This window comes from Bifidobacterium aquikefiri (assembly GCF_002259795.1).
Taxonomy (GTDB): domain Bacteria; phylum Actinomycetota; class Actinomycetes; order Actinomycetales; family Bifidobacteriaceae; genus Bombiscardovia; species Bombiscardovia aquikefiri.
Genome location: NZ_MWXA01000003.1, coordinates 289,054 through 309,786, shown reverse-complemented (window position 1 = coordinate 309,786; position 20,733 = coordinate 289,054). Strand labels below are relative to the sequence as shown.

At 52.7% G+C, this 20,733-nt stretch carries 19 protein-coding genes, 1 tRNA gene and 1 pseudogene; 2 read left to right on the top strand and 19 right to left on the bottom strand.

The window, feature by feature from the left end; genetic code table 11:
* Positions 1-44 precede the first annotated feature (44 nt).
* The 4 genes from BAQU_RS03005 to BAQU_RS02990 form a co-directional block, all read right to left on the bottom strand.
* A complete protein-coding gene (locus BAQU_RS03005) occupies positions 45-1,610 on the bottom strand; it encodes a diaminopimelate decarboxylase family protein (RefSeq protein ID WP_094692566.1) in 1,566 nt (521 codons plus the stop codon).
* On the bottom strand, positions 1,611-3,389 hold the full coding sequence (gene argS / locus BAQU_RS03000) for an arginine--tRNA ligase (protein ID WP_094692565.1): 1,779 nt from the start codon (positions 3,387-3,389) through the stop codon (positions 1,611-1,613).
* Between the two features lie 56 nt (positions 3,390-3,445).
* Positions 3,446-3,835 carry a Rid family detoxifying hydrolase gene (locus BAQU_RS02995; RefSeq protein WP_094692564.1) on the bottom strand — a complete coding sequence of 130 codons (390 nt, stop codon included), beginning with the start codon at positions 3,833-3,835 and terminating at the stop codon, positions 3,446-3,448.
* A 76-nt stretch (positions 3,836-3,911) separates the two neighbouring features.
* Positions 3,912-3,984: transfer RNA gene (locus tag BAQU_RS02990), tRNA-Arg, on the bottom strand.
* 166 nt (positions 3,985-4,150) lie between these two features.
* Here BAQU_RS02990 and BAQU_RS02985 point away from each other — a divergent pair.
* Positions 4,151-4,783: a CYTH domain-containing protein gene (locus BAQU_RS02985; protein ID WP_094692563.1), complete on the top strand. Its 633-nt coding sequence runs from the start codon at positions 4,151-4,153 to the stop codon at positions 4,781-4,783.
* Positions 4,784-4,917: 134 nt separating this feature from the next.
* Here BAQU_RS02985 and BAQU_RS02980 read toward each other — a convergent pair whose 3' ends face one another.
* The 3 genes from BAQU_RS02980 to BAQU_RS02970 all read right to left on the bottom strand — a co-directional run bounded on the left by BAQU_RS02980 (position 4,918) and on the right by BAQU_RS02970 (position 8,416).
* The gene (locus tag BAQU_RS02980) at positions 4,918-5,886 is read right to left on the bottom strand and encodes a tetratricopeptide repeat protein (protein WP_094692562.1); all 969 of its coding nucleotides are present in this window, start codon (positions 5,884-5,886) and stop codon (positions 4,918-4,920) included.
* A 132-nt stretch (positions 5,887-6,018) separates the two neighbouring features.
* The gene (locus tag BAQU_RS02975) at positions 6,019-7,023 is read right to left on the bottom strand and encodes a DUF8094 domain-containing protein (RefSeq protein ID WP_094692561.1); all 1,005 of its coding nucleotides are present in this window, start codon (positions 7,021-7,023) and stop codon (positions 6,019-6,021) included.
* A gap of 7 nt (positions 7,024-7,030) precedes the next feature.
* A complete protein-coding gene (locus BAQU_RS02970) occupies positions 7,031-8,416 on the bottom strand; it encodes a hypothetical protein (protein ID WP_094692560.1) in 1,386 nt (461 codons plus the stop codon).
* Between the two features lie 158 nt (positions 8,417-8,574).
* On the opposite strand from BAQU_RS02970, the pseudogene BAQU_RS02965 reads away from it, so the two are divergent.
* Positions 8,575-9,568 (top strand): annotated as a pseudogene (locus BAQU_RS02965) (FKBP-type peptidyl-prolyl cis-trans isomerase).
* A gap of 92 nt (positions 9,569-9,660) precedes the next feature.
* Here the strand turns inward: BAQU_RS02965 and BAQU_RS02960 are convergent.
* The 12 genes from BAQU_RS02960 to atpB form a co-directional block, all read right to left on the bottom strand.
* Positions 9,661-9,897 carry a glutaredoxin domain-containing protein gene (locus tag BAQU_RS02960; protein WP_094692559.1) on the bottom strand — a complete coding sequence of 79 codons (237 nt, stop codon included), beginning with the start codon at positions 9,895-9,897 and terminating at the stop codon, positions 9,661-9,663.
* Positions 9,898-10,239: 342 nt separating this feature from the next.
* Entirely contained in the window at positions 10,240-11,016 is a 777-nt protein-coding gene (gene nucS / locus BAQU_RS02955; RefSeq protein ID WP_094692558.1) for an endonuclease NucS, read from the bottom strand.
* 315 nt (positions 11,017-11,331) lie between these two features.
* Positions 11,332-12,708, bottom strand: coding sequence for an FAD-dependent oxidoreductase (locus BAQU_RS02950; RefSeq protein ID WP_094692557.1), 1,377 nt, complete (start codon positions 12,706-12,708; stop codon positions 11,332-11,334).
* Between the two features lie 120 nt (positions 12,709-12,828).
* The gene (locus BAQU_RS02945) at positions 12,829-13,428 is read right to left on the bottom strand and encodes a Fur family transcriptional regulator (protein ID WP_094692702.1); all 600 of its coding nucleotides are present in this window, start codon (positions 13,426-13,428) and stop codon (positions 12,829-12,831) included.
* Positions 13,429-13,710: 282 nt separating this feature from the next.
* Complete coding sequence (locus tag BAQU_RS02940) at positions 13,711-14,022, bottom strand: F0F1 ATP synthase subunit epsilon (RefSeq protein ID WP_094692556.1); 312 nt, start codon at positions 14,020-14,022, stop codon at positions 13,711-13,713.
* Positions 14,023-14,024: 2 nt separating this feature from the next.
* Positions 14,025-15,512, bottom strand: coding sequence for a F0F1 ATP synthase subunit beta (atpD, locus tag BAQU_RS02935; RefSeq protein ID WP_415447756.1), 1,488 nt, complete (start codon positions 15,510-15,512; stop codon positions 14,025-14,027).
* 8 nt (positions 15,513-15,520) lie between these two features.
* On the bottom strand, positions 15,521-16,480 hold the full coding sequence (locus tag BAQU_RS02930; protein ID WP_094692555.1) for a F0F1 ATP synthase subunit gamma: 960 nt from the start codon (positions 16,478-16,480) through the stop codon (positions 15,521-15,523).
* 3 nt (positions 16,481-16,483) lie between these two features.
* Positions 16,484-18,112 carry a F0F1 ATP synthase subunit alpha gene (gene atpA, locus BAQU_RS02925; RefSeq protein ID WP_094692554.1) on the bottom strand — a complete coding sequence of 543 codons (1,629 nt, stop codon included), beginning with the start codon at positions 18,110-18,112 and terminating at the stop codon, positions 16,484-16,486.
* A 61-nt stretch (positions 18,113-18,173) separates the two neighbouring features.
* The gene (locus BAQU_RS02920; RefSeq protein ID WP_094692553.1) at positions 18,174-19,001 is read right to left on the bottom strand and encodes a F0F1 ATP synthase subunit delta; all 828 of its coding nucleotides are present in this window, start codon (positions 18,999-19,001) and stop codon (positions 18,174-18,176) included.
* A gap of 36 nt (positions 19,002-19,037) precedes the next feature.
* A complete protein-coding gene (locus BAQU_RS02915) occupies positions 19,038-19,571 on the bottom strand; it encodes a F0F1 ATP synthase subunit B (RefSeq protein ID WP_094692552.1) in 534 nt (177 codons plus the stop codon).
* Positions 19,572-19,633: 62 nt separating this feature from the next.
* Positions 19,634-19,864, bottom strand: coding sequence for an ATP synthase F0 subunit C (gene atpE, locus BAQU_RS02910; RefSeq protein ID WP_094692551.1), 231 nt, complete (start codon positions 19,862-19,864; stop codon positions 19,634-19,636).
* A gap of 59 nt (positions 19,865-19,923) precedes the next feature.
* Positions 19,924-20,730, bottom strand: coding sequence for a F0F1 ATP synthase subunit A (gene atpB / locus BAQU_RS02905; protein WP_094692550.1), 807 nt, complete (start codon positions 20,728-20,730; stop codon positions 19,924-19,926).
* Positions 20,731-20,733: the final 3 nt, after the last annotated feature.

Below are 20,733 nucleotides of genomic sequence, written 5' to 3'. Positions count from 1 at the left end.
TAGCCTTATCCTACGAAATCAGCCTGACTAGAGCATGAAAGACCCTAGCCTTGGTCCAAGGCCAACAGATCATCGATGGACAATGACTTCACGAGGACTCTCGCCTTGCCTTCACATATGCCGACAACCGGTGGGGTCGGCAACTGGTTGTAGTTGCTTGCCATCGTACGGCAATACGCCCCTGTGACGGGGACGGCAAGAATATCACCGCGTTTGAGATCATCCGGCAATTGAGCATCGTGAACGACGATATCTCCAGATTCGCAATGCTTGCCGACAACGCGAACGAGCATGGAACGCTCGCTCCCACAACGATTCGCAAGCCGTACTGCGTAATCGGCACCATAGAGCGCAGGCCGAATATTGTCACTCATGCCGCCATCGACGCTTACGTACGTTCTGACGGTACCGTCCGAAAGTTGGACTGGCTTGATGGTTCCCACGCGGTAGAGCGTGACTCCCGAGGGGCCGGCGATCCAACGACCGGGTTCAAATGAAAGTATCGGAGCTGGCAGTCCCAGACGATGCGTGGTCTGCGTGATCGCGTCGGAGAGCTCAGCCATGGTCGACTCGATGTCCATCGACGTGTCATTGTCCGTGTAGGCGATTGAGAACCCGCCGCCCAAATCGATTTCGGGAAGCATGAATCCATCAGTTGCCCAGAAGGTGCGGCGCAGCAGCATGAGACGCTTCGCAGACTCCACATAAGCGGTTGCATCGTGAATCTGCGAACCGATATGGGCATGGATACCGACAAGTTCGAGGTCCTCACTACGGCTATGCATGTCCTTCAATACAGCGAGTGCCGGACCATCGGCAATCACATCCATCGCCCTCACAAGCTCCATATCGACGTTTTCTCTCGCCTCTGCCGACGTGTGGGAATAGAGCGAGGAAATCTTTACCGAGCCCTGCTCCTGAGCATTGCCCTCGTCAAGATGATCATGCAATGATTGAACTTCCGACGATTCAACCCCTGACGATGATTCATCAGAAAAATCAATGTCGAGCACGGTTGGATCACTGCCACTTTTCAGCAACGGGACTCCGAACTTCTGATCCTCGTGGGCAGTTGAGATGTACTCATGCCCACCGGCATGGATACCTACCGTTACGCGGAGCATCACGCGAGCAACCTTGCCAAGCCGGTGTGCGATTGCCGCAATTCGAGCAGGCTCCTCGGGATCGTCAACGACAATCTTTGAGAATCCCCGCTCAATTGCAAGCTCGATCTCTTCATCTGACTTATTGTTGCCATGAAGCACCATGCGGCGGCCGGGAGCGCCGGCTGCCAGAGCAATCCGCATCTCACCCATGCTGCAGGTGTCAATGTTGAGACCCTGCTTGAGCAGCATGCGCACGACTTCCTTGCTGATGAACGCCTTGGTCGAATAGCTGACACGCGTCGTCACATTTGGGAAAGCTGTCACGGCCACATCGCGGAACCATTGGGCACGACCAACCATGGTATCCAGATCCATCAGATACAGTGGTGTGCCAAAACGATCGACAAGCTCTTCCGCACGAATTCCACGAAAACGCATCTGACCGTTGCAGATCTGCGTGCCCGCCGGCCATATCGGCGTGATATCTGGTGCTCTGTTCATCATTCACATCTTTTCTGGCGCTTCGACGCCCAATAATTCGAGTCCATTTTCCAGAACGCGTTGCACTGCATCATTGAGTTTGAGTCGAGCTGCCGCACGCGCTGGCTCGGGATTCTTTGCAGTGCTGAGCTCCTTCTGGGATTCCATGTCGAGTCGTTCTTCGGGTTCGGTCAGGGGCATGGGGACGACGCGCTCGCTGTTGTACCAGCGATGATATGAGCCAGCCAATTGTTCGAGATAGTGTGCCACGCGATGAGGTGCACGCTGCTCGCCTGCGGTGAGAACGACGGATGGATACATGGCGAGCACTGCAAGCACATCCTCGTCGGCCGGAGTATCAAGCAGACTCAAGTCTGCAGTTGCCTGATCGATTCCGGCATCGTGCGCATTGCGATCCACGTTCCAAGATCGCGCGTGCGCATATTGTACGTAATAGACGGGGTTATCTTTCGTGTGAGAGGCAAGAAGATTCAAGTCGATGTCAACGCTCTGATTGTAATCGGTGCGTGCCAGCGAATAGCGAGATGCATCGACGCCGATCGCAGAGACTAGGTCGTCAATCGTAACGACGTTCCCCGCTCGCTTGCTCATGCGCACCGCCTTGCCATCCTTGATGACGTTGACCATCTGCCCGATAAGAATCTGCATGTTTGTGCCGGGCTTGTCGCCAAACGCTGCGCAGACTGCCATCATGCGTCCAATGTAGCCATGATGGTCGGCACCGAGCATGTAGATGGCAACGTCACACGGGTTTTCAGGGCGTCTGCGCTTGTTGAGGTAATAGGCGATATCACCAGCGATGTACGCTGCATGACCGTCAGATTTGATGATGACGCGGTCCTTGTCGTCGCCATACTTGGTGGAGGTGAACCATGTTGCGCCATCTTTCTCATAGATGTCGCCCTGTTCGCGCAGTTCGTCAATTGCCTGTTGAACAGCGCCTGATGCATAGAGACTGTTTTCATGGAACCACACATCGAAGTTCACGCGGAAGTTCTTCATGGATTCTTGAATCTCCGCAAACATCATGGGCACTGCGCGCTTGCGGAATTCCTCACGCTGCTCGCTGTCGCCTTCGTTGCCCTGATCGTCTCTGACACGTGGCAGAGCCAAAGCGTCAATGCCCGCCGCATGTGACTCAGCGATGACCCGTGCCGCAATTTCACTGATATATGTGCCCTTGTATCCATCGGCCGGCGTCGGTTCGCCATGGGCAGCGGCAACGAGCGACTTGGCAAAGCGGTCAATCTGCTCGCCATGGTCGTTGAAGTAGTATTCACTGACGACCTTTGCGCCATTGGCGGCAAGAATTCTCGCCATGGAATCACCGATTGCAGCCCAGCGCGTGCCTCCGATGTGGATGGGTCCGGTTGGATTGGCAGAGACGAACTCCAGGTTGAGCGTTTCACCTGTGAAGGCCGTGCTGGTGCCGAATTGCTGCTGTTGGTCAAGAATGCTTTGCACCACCTGCGCAGCAGATGATGTATCAAGAACGATGTTGATGAATCCAGGACCGGCAACCTCAACGGACGCAATGCCCTCTGATGCCTGAAGCAACTCAGCGAGGGGCTGCGCCAGATCGCGAGGTTTCAGCCCTGCCTTCTTGGCAAGCTGAAGGGCGATATTGGTAGCCCAATCTCCATGTGCGCGGTCTTTCGGTCGCATGACGGCGACTTTATCTGCTGCGGGAATATCCGATTCGGTCAGACTTCCGGTTTTATGTGCTGCAACTAGCTGTGTAATGACGGAGGCGATCAATGCGCCAAGTGCTTCAGGACTCATTTAACCCAGTCTAACCAAGACTGCGACACACTTACTCCCCGCGTTCACGACCGGCTTTATTCGGCCGCGATTGCATCTATTTCAACAAGTGCACCTTTGGGAATGAAATTGTTGCCGAAAGCCACACGCGCAGGCTTCACCGAACCGATGAATGCGGCGGCATACTGCTCGTCAACCTCCTTGAAATCTTCGACGTTCTTGAGATAGATCGTTGCCTTGACAATACCCTCGATGCCCGTTCCTGCGGTGTCGAGAATATTCTTGATATTCTTCAATGCCTGAAGCGCCTGCTCCCCTGCGGAGTCGCCAACCAGTTCGCCCGTTGCCGGATCGATGCCCAATTGTCCAGAAACGAATACGAATCCATTGGCCTTCACTGCCTGACTGTAAGCTCCCAACGCAGCCGGAGCATAAGCGGTTGAAACTTCCTGAATGTTATCTGGCATATCGTCTCCTCGATTGTTGTGGATTCCTTGGAAAACCCGTGGGCCAAAATGGCCCTGATTAGGGTAGAAATAGACGTGGGCTCGAAGGGATTCGAACCCTCGACCTTCTGTTCCGGAGACAGACGCTCTATCCACTGAGCTACGAACCCGTGCGCGGCAACGCGCAACCCACCATACTATTACATCTGCCCAAGTAATTGCATCCCAATGCACAGATTATCGATAAAGCGATCATACGAACTTGGAATCCGCGGAGATTGTGCGCAAAAATCGCTGAATTCATGGCATCTACGTCTAAGCCCCTACAATTGTCATATGCGTGAAGATATGAGCGATTTTGAATATGAGCGGAGATTCTTCTGCCGGGAGTTCCCCGATACTCTCAATGATGGAGACGCACCCATCCTCATTATCCAAAGCTATTATGTACACCGCGATAATTTTGCCTTGCGAGTGCGCATTCAGGCTCATGGTCTGACTCTTGAAATGAACGAGAGCATAGATCCACAGAAAGTGCTTTTCCGCTATCGAGACGCCTTCACCGAAGCATTTGTAACGGTGAAAGGACCGGCAGTCGGAGGAACCCGATACGAGGCAGAACGCGACATCGACCCCGGTATTGCCGCTGAGCTCATCGCGAGAGGTGGAATCCCCATCATCAAGAATCGCTATAGCGTCTGGATTGCCGAGGATGGTTGGGATGTAGATATTTTCGGAGCACAGAACGGTCCATTGATTGTCGCTGAGGCTGAACGCAGTGGGCCCGTGACCAATCTCGTCATTCCGCGCTTCTGCATCTCGGAAATCACTGACGATGCAAGATTCTCGAACGATGGGCTCGCTGAACGCCCGTATTCAACGTGGAAGGATGAGTTTGAAATGGAATTGGCGACACGAGGTCCGCGATTCATGCAGAATTTTGGAGAAAACACAACTTTCGAGCATTGAATTCGTGCTGTAGGCGATTCCGCATGTTCATTGTGAACTCATCCAAGTATCAGCGCGTATTCTCCGCATATCTCCAACGCCAAATCGCCCGTTTCGAGCTTTGGTACTTGGTCAAGTTCACAATGAACGCAATACTAATAGATCAAGGTGGCCAAACGGCGGCGTGCGTGCGCCAATCGTGGATCGGTTGGCTCGGGAATGGCGAAGAATTCGAGCAGACGCTCCCGAACCGCTTGTGAATCTGCACGGTGAGCCTGCAAGAAATCCAGAAGACGTTCAAAGGCATCCTGAGTCTGGCCACCGATCATGTCGATATCGGCAACGGCGAGCTGGGCAGTCACATCGTCAGGACTATCAGCGGCGGCTTTGCGAGCCTCATTGACATCTGCATTACCGGAACGGGCAAGCAGAAGAGCCTTTGAGCGTTCACGCTGTGCAATCTTATCGGATGGATCAGCTTGAAGGACTTTCTTGTATTCCTCTGCAGCACCTGAATAGTCCCCTTGTTGTGCAAGTGCATAGGCCTGCTGATGCTCAGGAGGAACCTGGTCTTTCGAGTCGGCATTCTCGGCTGCGCCATCAGCATCTGCAGTGTCGTCACCCTGATAGGGTGCGGTGCCAGTGATCCCTGACTTCTGTGCCAGCTGGATTACCTGAGGAATCAATTCATCAGTAACCTGTGTAAGCTCTTCATCCGATGGCATGCCTTGCAGAATGGGCATCGGTCGTCCTCCCACCAGAGCGTAGAGAGCAGGTGCACTCTGAACACGGAAAGCCTGAGCAATCTGTGTCTCCGTGTCAATGTCAACTCGTGCGAGCTGGACCTTGCCCTGTTGAGCATTCACGGCATCCGAAAGCGTCTTGACCAGTGGAAACAGCCGATCATCCGTAGGCACCCAGAGCAGAAGAAGAATCGGGAAGGTGCCCGATGTCTGCATCACTGCCTGGAAGCTCGACGTAGTGACATCTATGACATATCCACCCGCGGAAGGCGCTCCACCCTGCTCTCCCGGCTGTGCCTTCACCTGATGGGACAAAGCCTCCAAATCGACTGCCCCTGCCAGAGACACTCCTGGTTGAAACTGTTTGTTGCTATCGACCATATCGACATCCCTTTCACATCTCATTGTGAATATAACGTTGAAAAATCCTTGTACTCCCGGCAATCCCCTGCATCATTGATGCCTCCTGCACAGGATCAGCATGAGGCAACCCAGCAGAGATGCGAAGAAAAGCTATAGCGCCTCGACCTTGATCGCCTGACGTTCAGCTCCAACCGCACTCACCTTCGCACCCGATCCTGCAGGCGGCACATACATGGCGACAACATTCACATAGGTGACCTTGATGGTGCTTGTTGCCTTGGTATTGCCAAAGAGCGCCTTTTCATCATCCGAAGCCGGCAACGATTCACGTCCTTCACCGGCTGTGCGCGTCCACACTGAATCGATCTGAGCGACAACCAAATCACCTCCATCGGACGATCTCATGATCTTGATTGCTCCGGGAACGGCAGTGAAAGTCTGTTTCTGCGTGCCATTATTGGCTTCCATCCCCTGCTGCACCGTTTGTTCCAGCTTGCTGAGATCCTGCTGGAAATAATCTGAGGTGAAATCCGAGGAATATTTACTCGAAGTGCCGTTCTGGAGAATATCAGCATAATGGCTGACTGCACTCTCAGGTGTGAAGACCAGACCAGTATCGCTTGAATCACCCATCTCTGAACCGATTGTCGGCACTGCAAACTTTGGCAGCTGTGCTCCTTGGAAAAGCCTTGCCACACCCCACAGCTTGTAATTGGTGCCCGCGACGTCCTGAGTCATCACCAACAGACGCTTGGATTGTTGATCTGCAGTCGTGGTCGTAATGGTAAATATTGAACGCGGCCAACCTGAATCGGTAGGAATCACCGTCTGCGTGATTTGCCTCGGAATTGTGGTCTTGTTATCCAAATCTCCAGAAGCCTTGGCTATGTTGAGCTCGCTGGTACGAATCTGAAGCTGAGGTCCACCAACATACTCGTCTATGCCCTTGGGATCCTTGGCCTTGTTGGCCTTCTCCAGTGCATCAAGAATTCTTAACCTGATGCGCTTCTCCTGTGCCTGAGTCAGATCCGGTGAAGCAGAAGCGGATGATGTGGGTGCACTCACCTGCGGTACCTGGCCTTCACATGCGGCCATCGATGTGCACAGGCCAATAGCCAGAATGCAAGCAGCCATTTTCCCAATATGTTTTCTCATGCGAATCTCACTCACCCCCGTTCTCTGTTGTCGATTGTTCCTTGGCTGGATCTTCGATGTCCTCATATGGATGCTGCGGTGCCTCAACTGTTGTGTCTGATATGTCGGATACATCAGATGCATCGGCCGCCTCTTGATCATCCTTGGCCGGATCAACGGTTTGTTTCGAACTGCCGTTGTCATCATCCAGCTTCTTGATTGAGCCAGTCGTTTCAGCAGTAAAGCGCGCAAAATAGGATTGCAATTCCTCCGGACTGATCACCGCAGTTTCCTCTGCACTGTCTGAAGCAGAATGCGTGTTACTCAATGTCGAAGAAACTTTCGTAACATGATTTGCATGCGTATGCCCTTCTGCTGAAGTATGCATGGCATCGGCGCTCCCCTGCTGCACGGCAACCAGATTCTTGGAGCCCACGTCGATAACGCGAGGCGTTGAAGGAACCTGAGGTTCTTCGCTCTGCTGAGCAGCGCTCACGGTGCGGTTACTTCTGCGGGAACGCCGCGATGCACCACCATGGGCATGGCGACGGCGGCTGTCAGGATTCCTCTTGAACGAGGAACGAATCTCACCTGCAAGCGGACGCATGGCACCGGCAAAGGCCTCCATGACGCTCATTTCCGTTTCTTCGATTTTCTTGAGTTTGGATTCATCCAGCTTCTTGCGGCGTCTCATTGGATCGATAGCGAAGACGCTAGCAGCAAGAATAGCGGCAACGATAAGCAGCCCGCCTACAAAATAGAATGGCATGGCATAATTTGGAAGATTCTCACGGGTCCAATCCATTGATATGGTCGCCTGAGATTCCTTCAAATCCGTGGTTGCATCGTCAGATGATGAGTCCGTGCCCTGCGAGCTTCCAGCATCTGCATCGATAAGCAACACCTTGCCCGATGTTCCTTGGGAAGTTGTCAGTGCCGCCTTACCCTCGCCACACACGACTTGAGACCACAGATCGGAATCACTGAAACCGACAGCATTGTCCATTGTCTTGCCGTTCGATGCACTGCGACGATGGCTGAGCTCAGTCCAACTGGAAAGTCCGGTGAGTCGCGTGTAACCGGCATCTCCAAGCCACCCAGTCACATCTTGCGGGGATCCGAGAGCGAGGCATACCCGAGCATCGTTATTGGTGGCAGCAACCCTGATCCTTACCTTCGAATCGACGACCTGCAGAACGCCTGGATCAGTAACTACATACTGCGAATTCGTTGTTGCCGTTGCGATTATCCGACGTGTCGGCTGCCATATCGTGGCATTCAAGACCCCCAGGACAATGAATGCGATAGCAATTATTCCAAGGGCAGGTGTCACTACACCACGCATAATTGTGCTGTGGCGTGATGGTTTCTCATCTGCCGGGTCTCGGCGCTTTGTCTGTTCATCTACACTCATAACACCGCTATTCTACAGTCTCCCCCTATCAATGCTTAGGGTGAGGGCATAAATCAGCGCCGGATGGCACCGATCAACGATAACTGTCGCAATCAATACTAACCAGAAATAACAAAGCATCACGAGGAAAATCAATGTCGAGCATTAGAGTGGCCTATATGCATCAACATATCAAGATTACTCCTTTGATCAAACTGTTTGCAGCGGTTTGCTCGCTCACTCTCGCTGTTTCACTTGCTGCCTGCGGCAGCTCCAGCTCCGCATCAAGTTCAGGTTCGTCTAGTACCAGCGCATCTCCAACGACCTCCAGTTCAGCAACCGGCAGCGACTCAACAGCAACGTTGACGGGGGTGACGGCAAAGGGCACACTCGGCAAGAAGCCTACGATTTCTTTTAAGACACCGTTCAAGGCCACCGATGGTGCTGCGGCAATCCTTCAGGAAGGCGATGGTGCCACCATAAAGGAAGGCGATCGCGTCTGCTATCAAGGCATCGCCCTCAGTGCCGAGACCGGCAAGGAGGTTCAGTCCACATGGGATGCGAACACCCCACAATGCGATGTCGTCGTGAATTCGACATCGCTGGGAGCGGCCAGGTACAAGCTGTTTGCAGGGCAAAAGATCAATACGACGATTGCGATTGCATCGACTGATACTTCACAAACGACTTCATCGTCGGGCTCATACATCATGGCACTCACCTTCGTTTCACGTTCCAAGGCACTGACACGCGCCGAAGGCGACAAGGTCAAGGATATCCCTTCAAATCTCCCCAAGGTCACGCTCGCTTCCAATGGCAAGCCCTCTATCGATCTGAACGGCTACAAGCCTGGAAAGACGCTTGTGGTGCAGACACTGATCAAGGGCAAGGGAGAAACCGTCAAGGACACCAATACGGTCAGTGCAAACTACACCGGTTGGTTGGCGAGTAACGCCAAGCAGTTCGACTCTTCTTGGGATCGCGGATCGGCAAGCGATTTCAGTCTTAGCCGGGTCATCACCGGTTGGAAGAAGGGCCTTGCTGGTCAGACAGTCGGATCGCAGGTCCTGCTTATCGTTTCCTCCTGATGAAGGCTATGGTTCGACGGCTCAAAGCAGCATCCCAGCAAATTCGACGCTTATCTTCGTGGTGGATATTCTCGCAGCGTACTGAGGTTCATGACCTTCAAGCTGTGGCTCGTGAGACATGGATGATCCCGCAAGGAAAGTTCCGTGCGGGATCATCCATAAAGAACGTCTGGTTGTTCAGGCATTGATAAGCTGTGAAACCTTGCTGAGCAAGTCTGGGCGATATCCGCTCCACGTATCTTCACCCGCGACGACGATTGGTGCCTGCTGGAAACCTTCAGATACGAAATGAGCAAGGTCATCAGGACTTTGGGTGAGATCAACCACGGAATAATCCGCTCCCATTTTGTCCAGCTGACGCTTGGTGGCGTTGCATTGTGGGCAATGAGGTTTTGCATAGACCGTGATTGACATGTTCTCCCCTTGGTTCAACATACAAATTCAACATACAGATTCATCGTTTATGAACGAAAAGCTTGACTCCTCAGGAACTTCCGCAAAAACTCAGTGCCTTTGCATTAGTGCCTTTGCATTAGTGCCTTTGCATTAGTGCCTTTGCAATGAAGCGTCTCGATCAAAAATTTCATCCGTGTAATTTACTCGGTGATATTGAAGACTACACGCATGTGATTAGAAAGCAAAGCACTATCTATAGTGGCGTGTCGTATGGTCAGTCACTAGATATAGGGATTTCAGCCCATTTTCATATTTTCTGGATTTCCATGATTTTCATAGGAATTGGCTCTCTGAAGCTGTTCAGAACAGCGTAAGCGTGTCACTCTCCGCATGTTTCATCGACTCGTAATCAAGGATCAGGCAATGAAAGCCTCGATCTTCTGCCAGAACCTTCGCTTGCGGCGTAATGGTCTGTGCAGCGAAGATTCCACGCACTGGTGTCAGCAGTGGATCTCGGTTCAACAGCGTGCAGTATCGCGTCAACTGCTCGACACCATCAATGCCGCCGTGCCTTTTGATTTCTATGGCCACATGGTTGCCCTCGGCATCGATTGCCATAATGTCAACCGGGCCGATTGCAGTGGGATATTCACGCCTCACCAGACGAGCTCCCTTGCCGATTCGGTCAATCTGCTCAGCCAGATAATGCTGGAGATGGTCCTCGACGCCGTCCTTGACCAGACCTGGGTCAATGCCGAGCTCGTGCATCTGATCGCTGTAGATGTGCCATAGATCAATCGCGAGCACATCGTCAGACTTATCAGCGCAGACCGTGATGACCTTTTCCGGAATGCAATCATTATCCAATGCATCGTCGTCAGTAACATCGGCCGCATCGACTTCAGCGGCCTCGACAATGCCTGTATTGACTGCCCTCTCGTTCCCGGAGCATTGAGGCACCGACTCATGCAGCGTGCACGGAGCCGTCATCCAATTCAAGGGCTTGTATGAACCAAGCTCTGAAAATATAAGGCAGCTGGAATCTGCCTTGATGAGCAAAACCCGCTTGGCACGGTCAAGGGAAGCATTCAAACGTCCGGTATAGCGAGCGGAACAGTCAGCTACGATAATGCGCATAACAATTCACCATAGTTTATGGACGGAACACACCACACCCCGTCATCCCACCACACCCCGTCATCCCGAGCGAAGTCGAGGGATCTCCTCTGATGACGTCCCATGGTGTGAAATCCCTAGACTCCGCTGCTCTCCGCTCGGGATGGCCGGAAGAGTACGGCGATGGCAGAACCACACGCTGCCCAAATATCTGGGAGATAAAGAAATGTGCCCACACCATATATGGCATGGGCACTAACCAATCACTCGAGATAAGTCTGTTGTTCGGTTTCAGGCAGCGAACTCATCAGTTGCCGCCCGAAACAGAATATGCTGTTACTTCTCAGTCTTCATCGCTGCAACAGCCTTCTGGGCTGCAATGTTGATGATGTTCCAGGGACGATCAAATCCTGGCTGGAAGAAGAAGTCGGCATATGCAAGATCTTCGACCGTTGCATGCAGTTGCACGGCGAGGGAAATCGCATTGATGTTTGCGGTGGCATCCTGGGTGCTCATGATCTGGGCTCCCAACACTCTTCCATCGGCAGGATCATAGGTAAGTTTGAAACGCACCGGTGCATTCCCAGCATCATCAGGAACAAACGGTGGACGATATGTATCTTCAACGAACACCGATGCGACCTTGACACCATACTTCGCTGCAGTGCCTTCCTTCATGCCCGTGGATGCGAACTTGTATTCGTATACAGACAATGCAGAAGAACCGGAAACCGGCGTGATGGCAACGTTCTCGCCAAGGGCGTTGCGCGCTGCGATACGGCCTTGACGACGTGCGTTGGTTGCCAGCGCAATGCGAGCCTCGCCACCGGTCGGCGCGAACTTGATCTGCGTGGCATCGCCCACTGCAAAGATATCTGGGGCGCTGGTTGCCTGGTGCTCGTCAATCTTGATGAGACCATGGTCATCCACATCGAGCGTCTCCTTCAGCCATGCGGTGTTAGCTGTGATTCCGGCGGTCTCAATGACGAGATCAGCGTCATAGCTGCCCTTGTCGGTCTTCACCTGTGAAACCTTGCCGTTTTTGCCTTCAAAGCTTTGGACAGTCTGCCCCATGGCAGGCGTGATACCGTGCTTGCTGACTACATCTTCAAGGGTCTCGGTGAATTCCGAATCGAGATACAGCTGCAGCATACGCGGCAGAATATCAATGAGCGTAACTTTCTTGCCTGCCTTGGCAAAGACTTCGGCAGCCTCGACGCCGATGTAGCCGGCACCGATGACCACGATGTTCTTGATGTCTGGATTAACGGTGGCGGCCTTGAGCTTGATCGCCCAATTGCGTCCACGCATCGCATATATATTCTGCAGATCCTTGCCTTCGACCGGCAGGGAAGCAGGAACTGCACCTGGACTTAAGATGAGCTTGTCATAGGATTCATCGCGTTCTTCACCGGACTTGAGGTCCTTGACATGAACCGTGTGCGCCGCAGCATCAACCGATGTCACTTCCTGTTGTGTAAAGACGTGCGCGCCCTTTGCGGTTTCCCCCTCTGGAGTTGCGTAGCGGACTGAATTGACATCCTTGACAACGCCTTCCAAATACAACTGCATGCCACAAGAGAGGAAGGATAGGAAGTCACCCTTCTCGTACCACTGAATGTTGGTGTCAGGAGCATCCATCAGCAGCTGTTGCACTGCCTCATACCCGCCGTGCGATGATCCTACCACTATGACTTTCTTAGCTGCACTCATTTGCAACCCAACCTTTCCAACCCCTTTAAAGGGTTCAATCTTGTTCGATGTTTCGTGTGGACAAGTTTTTCGTTATCTCGTACCGATGTGCTGTCATCCAGATGAGCAAATGGCGTGCTTTCATCCTGCGGTTCCGAACAGTTCATCGGTCAATTGATGAGGTAGGTCTTCCTTATGGATTGCACCACTCTCAATTTTTGCCTTGCACGCCTTGCAGAGTCCGCGGAATACAATCTGGGCCTCGAATATTTCCATATCGTGAGTGTCGGAAGGCGTAAGGCAAGGAGCATGACCAACAACGCAGTCAACATCCTCGACGCGTCCACACACCACGCATTGCACATGATGGTGGTTGTCCGCAACTCGGGTCTCCCAACGAATGCTCGCAGAATCCGGTAAGCTCACACGCCTGACAAGACCATATTGCTCCAGCTGTTGCAGGATGACATATGTACCCTGCGCAGTGAGATTTTCACGTTCCCCAGCGTTGACGGAGCTGATGATTTCACCAGCGGAACTATGAGGATGATCTTCAAGAGTTGAAAGCACAGCAAGACGCTGCGAGGTAACCCTGATGCGAGCCTTGCGTAGGCGATCACGCCAATCCGTTGTGGTTTTCGTGACCGTAGAATTCTGGGAAGCATCGAAAACATCTGAAGCATGTGAAGCATTGGCTTGCGCTTTCGTCTGAGCCTCGTACGTGGCATCTTGAGATGCCATCAGCCCATGCTCCATGTTGTTTTCACCAATGTTGCTCACATAAACAGACTATATCATTGTTTTGAACTATTCAAATCTAAGAATGTGTCGTTTCTTCTTGCCTAAATTCGCGTCACGAGACTCATGTTGAAGCGGTTGACTGTATAAAAATCTCGATTCAAATCGTGTAATTGGGGATGGGGCAGCCATCTCATGACCGCGAGGAATATACGAAGTGGGTGGGAAGTGAACCATTGTTCACTTCCCACCCACTTGAAGACAAGGCGAAACGGAAAAGCACCGTCAGCTGGCGAGAGCATCCGAATCTTCGGGCTCTGCCGTTACGACCGATCCTCGATCCACCGCAACGGTGAGCTTATTGGAGTCAAAAGCTATGAAACCGTTATCAACCTTGAAGGATTGTCGGGTTCCTTCCGGATCCACAACCGTGACCGTACCGCTTTTGATAACGGTGAGCACCGGTTCGTGATTCGGCAGAATGCCCATGCCACCCTCGGAGGCCGGTATGGTGACGGAACGTGCCTTCCCAGACCATACCGGGCGATCGGCAGCAACAATGTTGACTGCCATCGTTGGTTTTTCAACGCCGGCCATAATCAGTCATTGCCCTTTTCCATGTCATGCCACTTCTTCTCAAGGTCATCGATGCCACCGACACCGGTGAACGCCTGAACTGGCACATCGTCGTAGACGCCATCGCAGATTCTGGTGAACGCCTCGATGGTTTCATCCGCTGGCACGTATGAGCCTGGACGGCCGGTGAACTTTTCTGCAACATAGAAGTTCTGACCAAGGTACTGCTCAATGCGACGAGCGCGATTGACAGTGGTCTTATCTTCCTCAGAGAGTTCATCAATACCGATCAAGGCGATGATGTCCTGAAGCTCCTTGTTTCTCTGCAGAATCGCCTTCACACGGTTGGCGCAATCGTAATGCGACTGACCAACATAGCGAGGATCCAGAATGCGAGAGCTGGAACCGAGCGGATCGACTGCAGGGTAAATACCCTTGGAAGCGATGTCACGAGAAAGCTCGGTCGTTGCATCCAAATGGGCGAATGTCGTTGCAGGGGCTGGATCAGTGTAATCATCCGCAGGCACATAAATGGCCTGGAGCGAGGTGATTGAGTGACCACGGGTCGAGGTGATGCGCTCCTGAAGAGCACCCATCTCGTCAGCCAGATTTGGCTGATAACCGACTGCAGAAGGCATACGACCAAGCAGCGTGGAAACTTCCATGCCCGCCTGGGTGAATCTGAAGATGTTGTCGATGAAGAGCAGCACATCCTGATTCTGAACATCACGGAAGTATTCAGCCATCGTCAAGGCGGTGAGCGGAACACGAAGTCGAGTCCCCGGGGGCTCATCCATCTGTCCAAAGACCAGCGCGGTCTTTTCAAGCACGCCAGCCTCGGCCATTTCACCAATCAGATCGTTGCCCTCACGGGTACGCTCCCCGACACCTGCGAACACCGAAACACCGCCGTGGTTCTGCGCCACACGCTGAATCATTTCCTGAATCAGCACGGTCTTGCCAACACCTGCACCGCCGAACAGACCAATCTTTCCGCCCTGCACATATGGGGTGAGCAGATCGATGACCTTGATACCCGTCTCGAACATCTCGGTCTTTGGCTCAAGCTGATCGAATGGCGGTGGATCGCGGTGAATTGGCCAGCGTTCCTTGACTGAAATCGTCTCGTCGTCGGACTTGTTCAAGATATGACCGACCACATCGAAGACATGGCCCTTGGTCACATCGCCGACTGGCACCTCGATCGGGCCACCGGTGTCGGTGACCTTGGCACCACGCACAATGCCATCGGTTGGCTTAAGAGCCACTGCGCGAACGATTGAGTCCCCGAGATGCTGCTCGACTTCCAGCGTGATCTCATGAACGCTTTCGCCCTCGGTGTCTCCCGTCGAGGCGATCTCTACGGTTAAGGCGTTGTAGATATCCGGCAGATGATTTACCGGAAATTCGATGTCGATAACCGAGCCTTGGACGCGAGTCACGCGACCCTGCGACATGGAATCCGTGTCGTCAGGTGCCGTTCTGGTTTGAGTATCTTGCTCTGTAACCATTGGCGTTCCTACTCTTCCTCTGTGTTCAGCGCATCAGCGCTGCCAATTATTTCACTAAGTTCCTGCGTAATCGCGGCTTGCCTGGACTGGTTAAGCTGCCTTGTCAGGTCGTCGATGAGATTGCGCGCATTATCCGTTGCCGTATGCATGGCGTTCTGGCGACTCGCCGTCTCCGAAGCTGCAGAAGTGAGCAAGCACTCATGAATGCGGGACTGAATGTACTTGGGAAGAATCGCATCCAGAACTTCATCCACACTTGGCTCGAACGAATAGAGAGGCGAGGCACTCGGTGCCTCGGATTTGCCATCGTTCTTCTGCAGATCACCATGCTCGTCAGAGAGCAGATCCTCGTCATTGGCGCTGTCCGAAGCCGCTATGAGCTCAACCGGAAGCATCCTTAAGACGCGAACCCTCTGCACCACCATGTTGACGAATTCGGTGAATACAACGTACAGCTCACTCACACCGCCCTTATCGGCAGGTGCCATGTAAGCCTTCATCAATTCAGCCGAAATCTTCTCGGCAATCTCCACACCTGGCTGATCACTGTCACCTTCCCAAGTATCGGCAATCTCACGATTGCGATATTTGTAATAGGTCACACCGCGTCGACCGTATACGAACAACTCCGGCTTCTTGCCTTGGCTATCGAGATTCGATAGCAGAGTTTCGGTCTCTCGAATGATTGATGACGTGAACGCGCCAGCCATACCACGATCCGAAGTAAGAGCGAGCACAGCGACTCTTGGCGTGTCATCTCGCTTCTCAACAATCGGGTGCTTGATATGGGTATGTGCAGCAAGTGCCTGAACGGCATCGAAAATCGCATCAGTATATGGCTTCGCGTCCAAAGCTACCTTGCGAGCCTTGGCAATATGCGAAGACGCTATCATCTCCTGGGCGTTGAATATCTTCTCCAACGAACCAGTCGAAGCAATCCTTGACTTGAATGCGAGTTGCGATCCCATAGATTACTTCGCCCCCGCTACGAGCTTTTCCTGCTCAACATTGGCTGACTTGACGCCATCCTGCTTCTTGCCATCAAGCGTCTTGCCTGTCTTGGTGACAAAGTTGCTGCGGAATTCGTCAACTGCCTTGTCCAGTGCCTTCTCCGTATCGGCAGTGAAATCCTCGGTGTCACGAATCGTCTTGAGGATATCAGTGTTGTGAGCCAGATAGTCCAGCAGACCATGCTCGAATGGCAAGACATCGGCCAAATCGAGGTCGTCAAGCTTGCCGTGAGTTCCAGCCCACACCGAAACGACTTCCTGCTCCATCGAATATGGCGAGAACTGGGGTTGCTTGAGCAATTCAGTCAGACGCGAGCCACGGGTCAGCTGAGCCTTGGAAGCCGCATCCAAATCGGATGCAAACATTGCGAAGGATTCGAGCGAACGGTACTGAGCCAGCGAAATCTTCAGTGTTCCAGAAACTTTCTTCAAAGCCTTGGTCTGCGCGGCACCTCCCACACGGGACACGGAAATACCGACATCCACAGCTGGCCGCTGGTTGGCGTTGAACAGATCTGACTGCAAGAATATCTGGCCATCGGTGATGGAAATCACGTTGGTTGGAATGTACGCAGACACATCGTTTGCCTTGGTCTCGATGATCGGCAGACCCGTCATCGAACCGCCACCAAGGTTGTCGGAAAGCTTTGCGCAACGTTCCAGCAGACGAGAATGCAGGTAGAACACATCGCCTGGGTAGGCTTCTCGCCCCGGCGGACGACGCAGCAGAAGGGAAATTGAACGATAGGCTTCGGCCTGCTTGCTCAAATCATCGAAGACAATGAGCACGTGCTTGCCGTTGTACATCCAGTGCTGACCGATTGCAGAACCGGTGTATGGGGCGATGTACTTGAAACCTGCGGAATCAGAGGCCGGGGACGCAACGATTGTTGTGTATGCCATAGCTCCGGCGTCTTCAAGGGAAGAACGGACTGATGCGATGGTTGAGCCCTTTTGACCGATGGCTACGTAGATGCAGCGGACCTGTTTCTTCGGGTCGTTGCTCTCCCAGTTGGCCTTCTGATTGATGATGGTGTCGATTGCCAGAGCGGTCTTACCGGTCTGACGATCACCGATGATGAGCTGACGCTGTCCACGACCGATTGGGGTCATGGCGTCGATTGCCTTGATACCGGTTGATAGCGGCTCGTCAACGGGATGACGGTGCATCACATCCGGGGCCTGAGCCTCAAGAATACGACGTCCTTCACTCTTGATCTCTCCGAGACCGTCGATTGGCTTGCCCAAAGGATCTACCGTACGGCCGAGATATCCATCTCCAACGGGTACGGAGAGCACATCTCCGGTACGACGAACTTCCTGTCCTTCTTCAATACCTGCGAAATCACCGAGGATAACCACACCGATTTCACGAGCATCAAGGTTGAATGCCAGACCGAGCGTGCCGTTTTCAAAGGTCAGCAGCTCGTTGGCCATACAACCAGGCAGACCCTCCACGTGCGCAATGCCATCGCCGGCCGTCTTGACATATCCGACTTCCTGAGCGGGATTGTCCGACGGCTTGTACGACTCGACAAAATCATCGAGCGCCTTGCGTATCGTGGCGGGATCAATGGTAAGTTCTGCCATGATCACTCCTTACATTATTTTCTGGTTGATAAGTATGTTCCGTGTCTGAGTCTGACGAAAATCAGGCGGGGACCGAGACCATCTGTTTCAGGCGCTGCAATTGAGCAACAACCGTGCTGTCATGCACTTCTGCGCCATATTGGATTCTCATGCCGCCAAGCACATTGGGATCGACCACCGAATTGATGTGGACCTGGCGTCCCAGTTTCGCGGAATAGGCCGCAATGATCTTGGCAAACTGTTCCTTGCGAAGCGGAATTGCCGAGGTTACGGTGACCACCGATTCACCCATGTGATGCGAAATCTCATCGATAAGCCACTGCAGAGTCGAAAGGAATCTGCGGTTACGCAAATCGCGCGTCGCATGCTCGGCCAAGCGCACCGTCAAGGGATTCAAGCGCTGGTTGCGTAGCAGTTCCCTGAGAAATGCAACACGGCTGTTTGCCGACATTCGTATATCAGAAAGCTTGGCACGCACAGGTGCAATATTGATGAACGCAGAATGAATCTTTGCGAGCTCGATTGCAACCGTGGATGTCACACCCTTGACGTCCGCATAATACAGAGTTGCGTCAACTGCCAAATCCTCGACGGCATTGGCAATGTGGTCGACTCGGCTCCACTTTCGTGACACAAGATCTTCGAGAATCTCTTTCGTCAAGGGATCAACCGTATCGCCGATCAGCTTGTCTGTCAGCACAATCTTGTCATGTGCAGGGCGTGAAGGATCGGTCAGAGCACGTTCCACTGCAGCGTTATCGTCAAGCATGTTTGCGAAATCGAAAAGCTCAATCGCGACTGTGCCGGATTGCACACCCGAATCACGCAGTTGTGAAGCGAATTTCTGCCGAGCTACCTTGTCGGAAGCCAGCGAAGTCTCACCGCGCATATCACATCCCCTTCCCGATACTTGTGATATTCAAGCTCAAGCTGCCTTGTCCTTGTCCTGACCAAGCTCATCGATCATGGAATCAAGCATTGAGGACTGAACCGAATCGTCCTGAAGTCTGGTCCCGAGAATCTTGCCTGCAAGTGAAGTTGCCAGAGCGCCGACCTCACTTTTCAAACTTACCAAAGCCTGCTGCTGCTGAGATTCGATGGAACGTTGAGCGTTGGCGGTGATCTGTGCAGCCTCCGTTTCAGCGCGGCTGCGCGCATCGGCAATAATATGCGATGCCTCAGCACGTGCGTCATCACGAATCTTCGAAGCGTCGACTCGTGCTGACTTAAGTTGATCCTCGAATTTCTTCTTCGCTGCATCAGCCTCTTCCTGAGCGACTTTCGCCTTGCTGATGCCGCCTTCGATCTTGCTTGCACGCTCATCAAAAATCTTCTGGAATCGTGGAAGCATGAACTTGTAGAAGAACAAAGCTATGACAACGAGAATGATAAACGACCAAATGATGTCATAGGTCTGTGGCAAAAACAGTTTAATTCCGCCTGTTTGAGCTAACGTCATCACATCATCCTCCTTTCTTTAATGCTTACGACCTGTTGTCTTGAACCTGCGTAACGAGTGGTTCAGCTGAACAGGAAGCCGCAAACGATACCCAAAAGTGCGAGGAACTCAACAAGTCCGAAACCAATCCACATCAACGTCTGAATGCGACCGCCGAGTTCTGGTTGACGTGCCGTTGCCTCAATTGCCTTGCCGAATATGATACCTACGCCAATGCCAGGTCCGATAGCTGCAAGGCCGTAGCCAATAGCGCTCAGGTTGCCAGACACTTCTGCAAGTGTGATGAGATCCATTGTTATTCCTTTCTATAGGCTCTTTGAGTCAAGCCGTGATTATTGGAGAATAAGTGTTGTTATGCTTCCTCTGGGTAGCTCAAATTGATGTATACCGTGCTGAGGGTTGCAAAGATGAAAGCCTGAAGCGCTGCGACGAATGATTCAAACAGCGTCATGACAAGTGCCGCAATGAGCATGAAGCCTCCGAGAGGCATCATCAACTTGTCGGTCACGTTTACCAGGAAGTACTGGGCGGCTGCCAGACACAGCTCGAGAATAAAGTAGCCAGCAAGCATGTTGGCAAAGAGTCGAACCATGAGTGAAACGGGACGGACAACCAATACGTCAAGCAATTGCATGGGCAACACGATGATCAGCACTGGCAGCGGGACACCCTTCGGGATCAGTTCATGGCGCAGATACTTGCCAAGACCCTGTTCACGAGCTGCAGCGATCCAATATTGGAAGAAGGTCCAGAATGCGAAAACCAGAGGCATTGCAATCGTTGCCGTAGCTGCAATGTTTGCCCCTGGAATCACCTCACAAAGATTGAACAGGAAGATGGTCATGAACATCGTCGTGATCATCGGAACATAACGCTTACCTCTGCGCTCGCCCATCACCTCATAGACAATGTTGTTGCGTACGAAGCCCAGCATCCACTCCACGGCACCCTGCCATCTGCCAGGAATGAGCTTTGCCCGCATGGTTGTGATCCCAAGAACCAGCAGAATGACAACCGTCATGATCAGACGAATCAACACTATGCGATTGAGTGCGAACGGTGTGCCTTGGAAGAGTATCTCTGGAGGAAGGAAGTCATTAATTGTCGGAAAGTTTGGACCTGATGCCAAAACCATCTGTGCACTTACCAATCCCGCCATCAA

What these genes read in the sequence shown, in the direction of transcription:
- BAQU_RS03005 (WP_094692566.1), bottom strand. Translation starts at nt 1,610, where the DNA reads ATGATGAACAGAGCACCAGATATCACGCCGATATGGCCGGCGGGCACG.
- argS (WP_094692565.1), bottom strand. Translation starts at nt 3,389, where the DNA reads ATGAGTCCTGAAGCACTTGGCGCATTGATCGCCTCCGTCATTACACAG.
- BAQU_RS02995 (WP_094692564.1), bottom strand. Translation starts at nt 3,835, where the DNA reads ATGCCAGATAACATTCAGGAAGTTTCAACCGCTTATGCTCCGGCTGCG.
- BAQU_RS02985 (WP_094692563.1), top strand. Translation starts at nt 4,151, where the DNA reads ATGCGTGAAGATATGAGCGATTTTGAATATGAGCGGAGATTCTTCTGC.
- BAQU_RS02980 (WP_094692562.1), bottom strand. Translation starts at nt 5,886, where the DNA reads ATGGTCGATAGCAACAAACAGTTTCAACCAGGAGTGTCTCTGGCAGGG.
- BAQU_RS02975 (WP_094692561.1), bottom strand. Translation starts at nt 7,023, where the DNA reads ATGAGAAAACATATTGGGAAAATGGCTGCTTGCATTCTGGCTATTGGC.
- BAQU_RS02970 (WP_094692560.1), bottom strand. Translation starts at nt 8,416, where the DNA reads ATGAGTGTAGATGAACAGACAAAGCGCCGAGACCCGGCAGATGAGAAA.
- BAQU_RS02960 (WP_094692559.1), bottom strand. Translation starts at nt 9,897, where the DNA reads ATGTCAATCACGGTCTATGCAAAACCTCATTGCCCACAATGCAACGCC.
- nucS (WP_094692558.1), bottom strand. Translation starts at nt 11,016, where the DNA reads ATGCGCATTATCGTAGCTGACTGTTCCGCTCGCTATACCGGACGTTTG.
- BAQU_RS02950 (WP_094692557.1), bottom strand. Translation starts at nt 12,708, where the DNA reads ATGAGTGCAGCTAAGAAAGTCATAGTGGTAGGATCATCGCACGGCGGG.
- BAQU_RS02945 (WP_094692702.1), bottom strand. Translation starts at nt 13,428, where the DNA reads ATGGCATCTCAAGATGCCACGTACGAGGCTCAGACGAAAGCGCAAGCC.
- BAQU_RS02940 (WP_094692556.1), bottom strand. Translation starts at nt 14,022, where the DNA reads ATGGCCGGCGTTGAAAAACCAACGATGGCAGTCAACATTGTTGCTGCC.
- atpD (WP_415447756.1), bottom strand. Translation starts at nt 15,512, where the DNA reads ATGGTTACAGAGCAAGATACTCAAACCAGAACGGCACCTGACGACACG.
- BAQU_RS02930 (WP_094692555.1), bottom strand. Translation starts at nt 16,480, where the DNA reads ATGGGATCGCAACTCGCATTCAAGTCAAGGATTGCTTCGACTGGTTCG.
- atpA (WP_094692554.1), bottom strand. Translation starts at nt 18,112, where the DNA reads ATGGCAGAACTTACCATTGATCCCGCCACGATACGCAAGGCGCTCGAT.
- BAQU_RS02920 (WP_094692553.1), bottom strand. Translation starts at nt 19,001, where the DNA reads ATGCGCGGTGAGACTTCGCTGGCTTCCGACAAGGTAGCTCGGCAGAAA.
- BAQU_RS02915 (WP_094692552.1), bottom strand. Translation starts at nt 19,571, where the DNA reads ATGACGTTAGCTCAAACAGGCGGAATTAAACTGTTTTTGCCACAGACC.
- atpE (WP_094692551.1), bottom strand. Translation starts at nt 19,864, where the DNA reads ATGGATCTCATCACACTTGCAGAAGTGTCTGGCAACCTGAGCGCTATT.
- atpB (WP_094692550.1), bottom strand. Translation starts at nt 20,730, where the DNA reads ATGGCGGGATTGGTAAGTGCACAGATGGTTTTGGCATCAGGTCCAAAC.